General features: G+C 69.0%; 11 protein-coding genes and 2 pseudogenes. 6 read left to right on the top strand and 7 right to left on the bottom strand.

What is annotated here, in order from left to right; all coding sequences use genetic code 11:
* Window positions 1–214: 214 nt before the first annotated feature.
* Window positions 215–694, bottom strand: coding sequence for an ATP-binding protein (locus CCN42_RS32700; protein WP_086741013.1), 480 nt, complete (start codon window positions 692–694; stop codon window positions 215–217).
* 196 nt (window positions 695–890) lie between these two features.
* Here CCN42_RS32700 and CCN42_RS32705 point away from each other — a divergent pair, with 196 nt between their 5' ends.
* On the top strand, window positions 891–1,247 hold the full coding sequence (locus CCN42_RS32705; RefSeq protein ID WP_086741014.1) for an STAS domain-containing protein: 357 nt from the start codon (window positions 891–893) through the stop codon (window positions 1,245–1,247).
* A 113-nt stretch (window positions 1,248–1,360) separates the two neighbouring features.
* Here CCN42_RS32705 and CCN42_RS32710 read toward each other — a convergent pair whose 3' ends face one another.
* Window positions 1,361–1,567, bottom strand: a complete 207-nt coding sequence (locus CCN42_RS32710; protein ID WP_422641225.1) for a hypothetical protein — start codon at window positions 1,565–1,567, stop codon at window positions 1,361–1,363.
* Between the two features lie 331 nt (window positions 1,568–1,898).
* On the opposite strand from CCN42_RS32710, the gene CCN42_RS32715 reads away from it, so the two are divergent.
* Window positions 1,899–2,204 carry a hypothetical protein gene (locus CCN42_RS32715; RefSeq protein ID WP_086741018.1) on the top strand — a complete coding sequence of 102 codons (306 nt, stop codon included), beginning with the start codon at window positions 1,899–1,901 and terminating at the stop codon, window positions 2,202–2,204.
* 199 nt (window positions 2,205–2,403) lie between these two features.
* Here the strand turns inward: CCN42_RS32715 and CCN42_RS32720 are convergent, their stop codons facing one another.
* Complete coding sequence (locus CCN42_RS32720) at window positions 2,404–2,721, bottom strand: STAS domain-containing protein (protein WP_245877576.1); 318 nt, start codon at window positions 2,719–2,721, stop codon at window positions 2,404–2,406.
* Window positions 2,722–3,204: 483 nt separating this feature from the next.
* On the opposite strand from CCN42_RS32720, the gene CCN42_RS32735 reads away from it, so the two are divergent.
* The 3 genes and pseudogenes from CCN42_RS32735 to CCN42_RS32750 all read left to right on the top strand — a co-directional run.
* Window positions 3,205–3,603, top strand: coding sequence for an ATP-binding protein (locus CCN42_RS32735; protein ID WP_086741020.1), 399 nt, complete (start codon window positions 3,205–3,207; stop codon window positions 3,601–3,603).
* A gap of 190 nt (window positions 3,604–3,793) precedes the next feature.
* Entirely contained in the window at window positions 3,794–4,666 is an 873-nt protein-coding gene (locus tag CCN42_RS32740) for a helix-turn-helix domain-containing protein (RefSeq protein WP_086741022.1), read from the top strand.
* Between the two features lie 328 nt (window positions 4,667–4,994).
* Window positions 4,995–5,087: pseudogene (locus CCN42_RS32750) on the top strand (IS5/IS1182 family transposase); the annotation flags it as partial.
* 72 nt (window positions 5,088–5,159) lie between these two features.
* On the opposite strand, the gene CCN42_RS32755 reads toward CCN42_RS32750, so the two are convergent.
* Together CCN42_RS32755 and CCN42_RS32760 are read right to left on the bottom strand one after the other, a co-directional pair.
* Entirely contained in the window at window positions 5,160–5,534 is a 375-nt protein-coding gene (locus tag CCN42_RS32755; RefSeq protein ID WP_169731567.1) for a PIN domain-containing protein, read from the bottom strand.
* Window positions 5,531–5,785 carry a hypothetical protein gene (locus tag CCN42_RS32760; protein WP_086741025.1) on the bottom strand — a complete coding sequence of 85 codons (255 nt, stop codon included), beginning with the start codon at window positions 5,783–5,785 and terminating at the stop codon, window positions 5,531–5,533. Before CCN42_RS32760 ends, CCN42_RS32755 begins: the two co-directional genes overlap by 4 nt.
* 241 nt (window positions 5,786–6,026) lie before the next feature.
* On the opposite strand from CCN42_RS32760, the pseudogene CCN42_RS32765 reads away from it, so the two are divergent.
* A pseudogene (locus tag CCN42_RS32765) lies at window positions 6,027–6,900 on the top strand (IS5 family transposase).
* A 25-nt stretch (window positions 6,901–6,925) separates the two neighbouring features.
* On the opposite strand, the gene CCN42_RS32770 reads toward CCN42_RS32765, so the two are convergent.
* Together CCN42_RS32770 and CCN42_RS32775 are read right to left on the bottom strand one after the other, a co-directional pair.
* Window positions 6,926–7,375: a GNAT family N-acetyltransferase gene (locus CCN42_RS32770; RefSeq protein WP_086741026.1), complete on the bottom strand. Its 450-nt coding sequence runs from the start codon at window positions 7,373–7,375 to the stop codon at window positions 6,926–6,928.
* A gap of 74 nt (window positions 7,376–7,449) precedes the next feature.
* Entirely contained in the window at window positions 7,450–7,695 is a 246-nt protein-coding gene (locus tag CCN42_RS32775) for a hypothetical protein (RefSeq protein WP_143662097.1), read from the bottom strand.
* Window positions 7,696–8,423: the final 728 nt, after the last annotated feature.

Consider the following 8,423-nt stretch of genomic DNA (forward strand, 5'->3'; position numbering starts at 1 on the left):
CCTGACCTCGCCCCCGCGCCCGGCACAACGACCGCTGCCGAAACCGTGCCCGGCCGGCCACCAGCCGACAAGACCGCCGGGCCGACGTCCCGCTGGGGTTCGGTGCCGTTGCGTGGCGGGAGCTCTCGGGTCAGTCGGCCCGGCGGTCTTGTCGGCTGGTGGCCGGCCGGGCACGGTTTCGGCAGCGGTCGTTGTGCCGGGCGCGGGGGCGAGGTCAGGAGGTGGTGCGGCCGGCTATGTCTCCGCCCGGGTCGTCGGCCAGCGCGATCACCGCGGTGACGCGTTTGCCGACCGGCTCGCGGCGTACCTCGTAGGCCTGGCTGACGGCGAGGGTGATCTCCAGCCCGTGGCGGCCCACGCGCTGGGGGTCGTGGGCGGCGACGTCCGGCAGGACCGGGTCGCTGTCCCACACCGACACCCGCACCGCACCCTCGGTGATCTGAAGATCGAGCATGACCGGGCCCGGCGCGTACTTCACCGCGTTGGTGACCAGCTCGCTGACCACCAGCTGCGTCATGCCCATCGCCCGCTCGGACACCGGCAACCCATGCACGGCCTGCACCTCGGCCAGGAAGCCGGTCGCCAGATGACGGGCCGCCCCGATACAGGAAGAGTCGCCGTCGTAGGCGGCAGACGCCGACAGCTGGCGGATGTCCGCTGTTTTCTGTCCCTCGTCTCCCGCGGCCTGCTCCATACGCCCGCCCCGCCTCACATGATCATTACACGAGCTTCACGTCGTGCCCGCGAAGCATCGCACGGTCCCCTCCCGGCTGCCCCGCCTCATGCGCTTCACCCTGGCCTGGCACAGTTGACACCGTGCTGCCGCATGCGTTTGCGTGGACAGCGGCCTCGCAGCCGCGAGCGCCCACCCAGGACCGGACGGAGACGCTGTGAGCCAGGCCCATCTGTCCGTCGCCCAGCACACCACCGCCGACGGTGTCCACGTCGTCGCTCTTGCCGGGGACATCGACCACACCACCGCCGGCACCTTCCGCCAGGCCCTGCCCCCACCAGACGGATCCACCCCGCACACGGTCGTCGACGTCCGCAACGTCACCTTCATGGACTCCAGCGGAATCAACGTCCTCGTCGCCGCGAACAACGCCGCCCGCTCCCACGGCGGATCACTGCGCCTGGCCCACACCCCCACACCCGTACTCGACCTGCTACGCATCGTCGGCCTCGACGACCTCATCCCCCTGTATCCCACCCTCGAAGACGCCCTCGCACCCCCAGCCGCCGCCTGACCGGACAGCGGCGAGGACGACGACACACAGGGGTCCGAGCACGGCGGCCCGTGGAGGCAGAGTCGGAACTGCATCCCTTGTCGCAACCCTCCTGACGGCTCCCGGGCAGACGTTTACGCCGCCCGCGTTGCTCCCCGGGTGCAAGTCATCTGCCGCAGCTCGGTGCGCGCCGCCGGCGCCGAGCGGATGGTCTCCCCGTACGGATGCCACCACAGCCGCACCGACAGGCGCAGCAGGCGGCGACGCAGGGCGGTGGTGTCACGGCGGTGGGGCGCGGCGAGCGCGTTGCAGGTGGCGTTCCAGGCGTCTCGCGTCTGCACCAAGCCGTCGGGGGAGGCCCGGAACGAGCAGGAGGAGGCCGCCAAGCGGCGCCGCCAGGAACTGGAAGAGCAGCAGCGGGCACAGAAGGCTGAGGAGGCCGAGCGTCGACGCCTGCGGCGAGAAGAAGAGGTGCGTCTGCGCCTAGAGGACGCACGGCACCGGTAGGCGAGGCGATGCCCCCAGACGATTGCTGTATTCGGCAAGCTTTATCTGCCGTTTACGTAGCTGACATGGGGTAGTCGGGGGGCTGGGAGCGTTGATCTTGACGCAGCGCTTCCGCCCTCGTGGAGTGCATGAGGTGCTTCGCACGTACTGGATGGATGCATCGCCATGAACATCGGAACCCCGGCCGGCAACCCGAACGATCCTGCTGGCACCGGCTCTGTCGCGCACCGTCCCCGTCGCCTGTCGACCGAGACGAAGTCGGCTCTGAAGACGACCGAATTCTTCATCTACCTCGCCTCCGTGGTCGCGGTACTGATCGCTTCCATGGTCGTGGGCACCGAAGAGGGACACACCGACTACTTCCGCGCCGACAAGGCATGGCTGTACATCGTGATCCTGACCGTCGGCTACATGATCAGCCGTGGGCTGGCCAAGTCCGGCAGCCGCGACCCCTACGACGAGTCCCACTAACCCGGCGGGGAGAGGCAGCATCCGGTGTGCTGTACGCCGCGGCCCGACGTGTAGCGCCTGGCGGAGCGGATGAGCGCGCGTCACGACCAGTACGTTGGTCGCGGCGCGCGCTTGGCCATGCCCCCGTGCCCTGCGGAAGGAAAGGCCGGGCCGTGCAGTGCTAGCCAGCTGTTGGCGCCGCCCTGACGAGCGAGAGGTTTCAGGCGGTGGTGCGGTTGCCCTGGCGTGCGGCAAGCGCGCCGTCGGCGCTGGGGTAGGCGGGCAGGAAGGTGTCCATCCCGGCGACGCTGAGCAGGCGGCCCAGCCAGTCGGGGATGACCGCCAGGGTCAGCGAGCCGTCGGCGTCCTTGGCGCAGCGCCAGATGCCGACGAGGGCGCCCAGCCCTGAGGAGTCGCAGAAGGTGACGCCCGAGAGGTCAGCGACCAGGTCGGGGTGACCGTCCGCGATGAGTTCCAGGGCGCGGGCCCGCACGGCGGGTGCGGTGGTGATGTCGAATTCACCGGACAGCGCGATCACGGCCAGGGCGCCATCGGTGTCGGGACGTCGATGTGGAATGCGTCGGTCATGGGCGTCGGTTCTCCTGCCCGACGGAGACGTCGGCGGTCGGGGCTGCGGCGCTGTGAGCGGTGGTGGTGATGCCGGCGGGAGCGGCATCACGGGTGGGGACGGACAGGGCCAGCAGTGCCACGTCGTCGCGTTCGGTGTCGGGGAGGGTGTCCAGGAGCGCGACGGTGTCGTCGATCAGGGAGCCGGCCCTGACCGGCGCCGGCCGGTGGGCCAGGACTGCGGCTTGCCGCCCTCGGCGCCGCCACCGACCCGCTACCCTTCCGGTCCCTCACCACCGAACGGCTTGCCGACTCGCTTGATCGCGTAGTGAAGCAGCGGGCACACAACCGAGCCGCCGCAAGAGCGGCGAAACATCTGGCGGCCGAGAACGGAGCAGGTCACACACTCAAGACCATCCAGCAGATGACTGATGGATGACACCAGTCCGAATGGATCCGCATCAGCCCAGGAACGCCGTCAGGTGTTCGTTCAGCTGCTGCGGCGACCGAGGTGCAGGCCGTGCCCGGAATTCCGGTGTCGGACCGGGCGATGGGCATGGTGCAGCTGGTGGTCAGCGAGCTGGTGACCAACGCGCACAAGTACGCGCCCGGCCCTTGTCTGCTGGATCTGGAGATCATCGACGGCGCGGTGGAGATCGGCGTGTGGGACACCGATCCGACGCTGCCGGTGGCCCGGGCCGCTGATCCGGGCCGGGTCGGGCAGCACGGTCTGGAGATCGTGATCGGCGTGTGCCGCAGCTTCGAGATGCGCCGCGAGCCGGTGGGCAGCATCAGGGCCGCCGTCGTGCTGGCTGACGACCCCGGCGGACATCCGGCGGGTCGTCTGATGTGACCGCCTGCTCAGTGCCTGCTTCCGGTCTCTCCCCGTGGAACGCCCGGCGGTCCATGCCGTGAGGCAAATGCAGAGGTCACAGTCCATTTTGGCAGCCGCGAACACGACGGCATGGCGCCTGATCGACTGCCCATGTCCATGGCAGTCTGTGGATCAGCACGATGGCTTGAGGCCCGGAGGTACACCGCTCGTGGCGGCGAACAGCAACCCCACCGTCAGAAGACGCCGTCTGGGAGCCGAGCTGCGCCGGCTCCGCCTGGCCAGTGGGCTGAAGAGCACCGAAGCGGCCGAGCAGCTCATGGTCTCCCAGCCCAAGATCAGTCACCTGGAAAACGGCCGCCGCACCATCAGCCCCCGCGATGTGCGCGATCTGTGCGCGATCTACGGAGTGACGGACCCGCAGGTCATCGCCTCGCTCATGGCGATGGCCAAGGAATCCGGGCAACAGGGCTGGTGGCACGCCTACGGCGACATCCCGCAGAGCGTCTACATCGGCCTGGAGACGGACGCCACCTCCCTCCACACCTACGAACCCATGACGATCCCCGCTCTGCTGCAGACCCCCGCCTACGCCGACGCGGTCATCGGAGAAACGATCCCCCTGCTCACCACCGAAGAGGCCGGCGCGCGCCTGAAGGTGCGGCTGCACCGTCAGCACCGGATCTACGACCCGGCCCGTCCGCTGCGCCTGTGGGTCGTCCTGGACGAATCGGTACTGCGCCGTGTCGTCGGCTCTCCCGGCATCATGCGGGAACAACTGGAGCACCTGAACGCACTTGGCACCGAGCCGCACATCACGGTGCAGGTCCTCCCGCACACCGTGGGCGCCCATCCGGGCCTGTCAGGACAGTTCTCCATCCTGAAGTTCGCCGACAGCTCCGCGGCCACGGTGGTGTATCTGGAGCGGTTCACCAGCGATCTCTACCTGGAGAAGCCGTCCGACGTGCAGCACTACGGCGTGATGTTCGACCACCTCCAGGCCCTGGCCCTCAGCCCCGGCAGCAGCCGCGACTTCATCACCGACGTCACCAAGATGTACGTCGGCACGGCGGGCCGCCCCTGAGTGCGGTGAACGCGTCGAACGGTGGTGTCAGGTCGGGTGTGAGGTCGTCTCGAAGGCGCAGATAGTGGACCGGGTGGCGGTAGCGGCCTGCGTCGATGGAGGTGTCGGCGATGAACTCGGCGACCAGCTCGGGCGCCACAGGGTAATAGTCCAGCTCTCACCGCGTGCCCCAACCGGCGCTGAAGCGGCGGCCGTGCCACGGGTGGTCCGGCCCGCCTCGGGCCAGGCGCTGGGCGATCTCACGCCGGTCGGCCGTGCGCAGGCGTGGTCCGGGCAACCAGGCGCAGGCGGCCGGTGGTGTCATAGCGGCCCAGCAGCAGCGTCTTGAAGCTGGCTGCACGGCTTCCGCCGCCTGCGCATCCGCTGGGAACGACGCGACGACATCCACGAGGCCTTCCTCGGACTCGCCGTCTGCCTGATCACTCACCGCCACGTCCGAAGTAAGGCGAGGCCGCTCCCCCGGGAGCAGCCTCGCCTTCGTCCGGAGTGCGGGTCAGGTGGGGTTCAGCGGAGTGATACCGGTACCCGCGTACAGCTCGGGTTCCAGCGACAGAACCGTGAGAGGCTCCCCTGCCTTGATCGCGTGCCAGGCGATCGCAGCCGCGTGGGCCACCGGCCAGTCCACATTTTCCCAGTCCATCGCGTCTACGGAGTGCGCAGCGGTGAATGGGATGTTCTCGGCGAATCGCAAGGATGCTGCGTGCTTGCCTGCCCCGGCGACCTGCCGCTCGGCGGCGAGGATGGACAGGGAGGGGATGATGACGCGGCCGGTGCCGCGCGAGGCCTCGATGTAGAGGCCGGTGAAGAAGGGGTCGGCCCGGTACAGGGCGGCCAGGGCGGTGTGGTCCAGGACAGCCGTCAGGTTCACGCGGCGGCGCCGCCCTGGTGGGCGCGGATCTTCGCCCAGGCATCCTGACCGGCCTGCTGGACCTGCTGCGTGTACTGGATGCCGAGCTCACGGGCCGCCTCGGCTGCACGCTGCTCTCGTTCGGCTTCCGTGAGCTCGCGGGAAGCGAGCTCTTCCAGCAGCTCGGTGATGGTGGTGCCGCGCTCTTCGGCAAGGACACGCAGCCGGTCGCGCACTTCCTCGCTGGTCTTGATGCTCGTCGGCTTACTCATACCGCCTATTCTACCGGCGGTAGAACCCGCGAGGCGAGACCGCTCGATCCGGTGCAGTGGATCCAGGAGACGACCTCGTCCGCCGACTGCTGGACCTGGCCGTTGGTAACGCGGCATCCGTGCCCGGTGCCAGGGGTTCGCCCCCGCGGCACGGCCCAGGCGTGGCGGCAGGTGGTGGAGCGGCCGGAGACAACTAGGGCGTGTGTCGAAGTCGATCTTGGCCATGGGGTGATCTTGGTTTGTGGCACGTGGAGATCTGACGGATGGACAATGGGCTGCGCTGGAGTTGCTGTTGCCGAGGGGCAAGAAGCCCGGTCGGCCGCCGAAATGGACTCGGCGGCAGCTGATTGACGGCATACAGTTCCGGGTCCGTACCGGCGTCCCCTGGCGGGACGTGCCCGCCGAGTACGGGCCGTGGGGTCGGGTGTACGACTTGTTCCGCCGCTGGCAGCGGGACGGCACCTGGCGCTGGATCTTCACCGCCCTCCAAGCCCGGGCAGATGCGAAGGACTTGATCACCTGGGACATCAACGTTGACTCCACCATCGTGCGGGCCCACCAGCACGCCGCCGGGGCGCGCAAAGGGGGGACCTTCAAATGGAGCCGCCCAGCGGCGTCGCCGTCAAGCCGGACGACCATGGGCTCGGACGCTCCCGCGGCGGGCTGACCACCAAGTTGCACCTGGCGGTCGACCAAGGGCAGAAGCCTATGTTCCTCGTGATCACCGCCGGGCAGCGCGGGGACTCCCCGCAGTTCGAGGCCGTCCTGGGCCGCATCAGGGTGCCCCGCCTGGGGTCGGGCAGGCCGCGCACCCGCCCGAGGCGGGTGCGCGCGGACAAGGCCTACGCCTCCCGCAAGAACCGCGTCTACCTGCGCCGACGTGGCATCCGCTGCACCATCCCGGACAAGGCCGACCAGGCTCGTAACCGCAAGAAGCGCGGCTCGCGCGGCGGCCGTCCGCCGACGTTCGACCCCGAGGACTACAAGGCGCGGCACGCGGTCGAGTGCGGTATCAACGCCTCAAAAGGCACCGCGCCGTGGCCACGAGGTACGACAAGCTCGCCGTCCGCTACGAAACAACCGTCCTCGTAGCAGCCATCAACGAGTGGCTGTGATCTCTGTGCGACCGGCCGCGCCTCGTCAGACGGTGGTGAACCGCAACTCCGGGCGTTCCCATGCAACCTTCGGCGGAGACGGGGCGACCGTCCCCACCCGCTCGGCGCCCAGCCGCCGGTAGAACTCCTCGGCCGGGGGATGAGAGACCACGCGAACGTCAGTCAGGCCGGCCTCCCTCGCCTGGCCGATCATGTGCTCGATGAGGAGTCGGCCGACACCCTTTCCCTGCGCGCCATCCGCCACGAATACCAGGTCCAACTCCGGTGGCTCCAACACCAGGGCGTAGAAGCCCAGCAGTCGCCCGACCGCATCGACGGCCGCGAAAACCCGGTGCCGGGCAATGTAGTCGGCGGTGACTCGGTAGCCGGAGATGATCGAGGCGTACTTCCCCCTGCAGGCGCCGGACTCCTGGATCAGTGTGGTGAGGCGCTCTGCATCCTGCACAACCGCGCGCCTGATCGTCATGGACTGCATCCGTCACAGTATAGGAGCGAAGGCCATTAGAGCCTATTACACACCCAGCTCTGATCCACTTCCCGAAACACGCCCTAGTTGTTGTTCCTGTTCGAGGGACCGGTGACCGGGGTGTTCGCCTGATCGGGGCGCTCGACCCCGGACTGACCGAGCCCGGGGGGTGCGAGCGGCGGAATCGGCCGGGGCCGCGGGCTTTGCGCCTCGACAGCGGTGTCGCCGGACTGGGCGAGGGAGATCATGCCGCTGGCGCCGCTGATCATAGTTCCCAGCCCTATGGCTGCGGTGGCCGTCACGATGGCCACTTTCCGTGTGATGGTCATGAGGTGTCCCGGGTGGTGCGTCGGGACTGGGGCCGGTCTTACGGCTGACCTCAGCACTTCTTACCTGTCCAGCGTAGGCACAGCGCAGTGCCGGCGAGGTCTTCGCCGCGCTGGTCTCGAGGACTACTACGACTTCCAGGTGAACCGCCCCACGGTGTTCACTGGCAGCGGTACGGCTCGTAGGTGGGCAGCCACTGGGCGGGGGGCCTGGTCGAGCTGCTGCCGTTCCCTGGCCGCGGTGCGCTCCTGCCCGAGACGATCATCGTCGACCGCGGCAAAGTCTTCGTCTCCGCCGCGTTCACCACCGCCTGCGAACACCTCGGCATCAGCGTCCAGCCATCCCCACCCCCACAGGCATCGTCGAGCGCACCATCATCGACCGGAGCCAGGCTTCGTCTCCCGAGACTTTAGCGCCGCCTGCGACACCCTCGGCATTAGCGCCCAGCGCGCCCCGGGCCGATCCGGCGGGTGCCGCGCGCCAGCACTCAGCGCCGTCAGCGCGGGCGCACCCCGTCCCGGGAAGCCACCAGCACCCGCCGCGCGCCCGCCCGCGCGGGTGAACCCACGGATGAGTCACCTCGCCAAGCGCCGGTGGACCGTATCTGTGGGACATGATGAAGAACCTGATGCGTGCCGCGGCCGTCGCCGCGCTCGCCTTCACCCTGCTGGCTGTTCCGGCCTCCGCTTCCAGCGAGCCCCGCGCCGCGGCTGGGATCGACTGCCCGTCC

This window comes from Streptomyces glaucescens (assembly GCF_002154375.1).
Lineage (GTDB): Bacteria > Actinomycetota > Actinomycetes > Streptomycetales > Streptomycetaceae > Streptomyces > Streptomyces glaucescens.